This window comes from Aeromicrobium sp. 9AM, assembly GCF_902506105.1.
Classification (GTDB): domain Bacteria; phylum Actinomycetota; class Actinomycetes; order Propionibacteriales; family Nocardioidaceae; genus Aeromicrobium.
Genome location: NZ_LR733308.1, coordinates 1 through 1,348, shown reverse-complemented (window position 1 = coordinate 1,348; position 1,348 = coordinate 1). Strand labels below are relative to the sequence as shown.

Here is a 1,348-nt window from a genome sequence, read left to right as displayed (position 1 = left end):
CGACGCTCCTATGCTTCGTCAAGCCGCTGCGGGGCCGTTTTCGAGTAGTCGGTAGAGGTCGCGGGCGACGTAGCGGGCTAGGCAGCGTTTGATCTCTCGGTTGGTTTTGCCTTCGGCGGTGCGTCGGGCGACGTAGTCGCGGGTGGCTTGCTGGTATTGGATCCGGCTCTGGACCACGGTGTGCAGGGCGTTGTTGAGGTTGCGGTCGCCGTAGCGGTTGAGCCGGTAACGGTTGGTGACCTGGCCACTGTTGGCTGGGATCGGTGCCACGCCGGCGAGCATCGCGAACGCGGCCTCGGAGTGGATGCGGCCGGGGTGGGACCAGGCGCACAACACTGTCGCGGCCACGATGGGTCCGACGCCGAACTGCTCGAGCAGGTCAGGACGCCAACGGCGGATGATGGCCACCATCGCCTTCTGCAGCTCCCTGGCCTCTTTCAGCATCGCGTGCGCCCGTCGGGCCAAGGTCCGCAGCGCCACCACGGTGCTGGTCGTCTCGGTGTCCCACGACGAATGAATCCGTAGCCGTGCCGCGGTGTTGAGCATCGCGGCAAGCTTCTGGCCGCGGAACCTGGCTCGGATGGGTTCGGGTGCTGCGATGACCAGGCTGAAGACCTGCAGTTGGGCCTCGGTGGAGGCATTGATCGCGGAGCGGCGAGCAGCCAAAAGCACCGACAGTCCTTGGCGATCGCCACCGGTGCGGGGAGTTCCCAACCGCGGCCGGGCCATCGCTTCACGTGCAGCGCGGATCGCGTCGAGCGGATCGGACTTCGCACCGTTGCGGCGCGCGGCCCGCTTCGGGCGGTCCAGCTCGATGACGATCTCTGAGGCCTCCATCAAGAATCGGCTCAGGCCGGCGCCGTGACCACCGGTCCCCTCGATCGCCCAGGCCCGCAGCATCGGGTGGTGGTTGGCGAGCTCCACCAGCTCGGCATAGCCCTGTGTTGTTGCTTCGACGGTGATCTCGTCGAGGACACCACCAGTCGCGGCATCGATCACTGCCGCTGAGTGGGTGTGGACGTGGGTGTCGACGCCGATGACGACATCGACCACCTCGCGTAGATCGGTCAGACTGTTCATGCGTTCTCTCCTTCGTCGGACGGGACGTGGTTCCGGTCCGGGACGGAGGCTCGGCAGGACTGTGATGAGACACGCCAGGCGCCTCTAACGCCAGGTGGTCAAGCTCCTGATCAGGCCAGCTCCTCCAACCGGGCCGGGGCCGGTGACCACGAGCGGACAAGTCGCAACAAGGCACAAAGCCAGTCATTCCGAGGGTCACACCCGCGGTCACCAACCACAGCCCAGCACCATCAGGCTGCGTTGGCGATCCTCACAGTCATTCCGCCGC

1 protein-coding gene is annotated in these 1,348 nt (G+C 66.2%); it reads right to left on the bottom strand.

Translation table 11 applies throughout. The features are described 5' to 3' along the window. Positions 1-18 precede the first annotated feature (18 nt). Complete coding sequence (locus BOSE46_RS21325; RefSeq protein ID WP_201299769.1) at positions 19-1,080, bottom strand: IS110 family transposase; 1,062 nt, start codon at positions 1,078-1,080, stop codon at positions 19-21. Between the last annotated feature and the right edge of the window lie 268 nt (positions 1,081-1,348).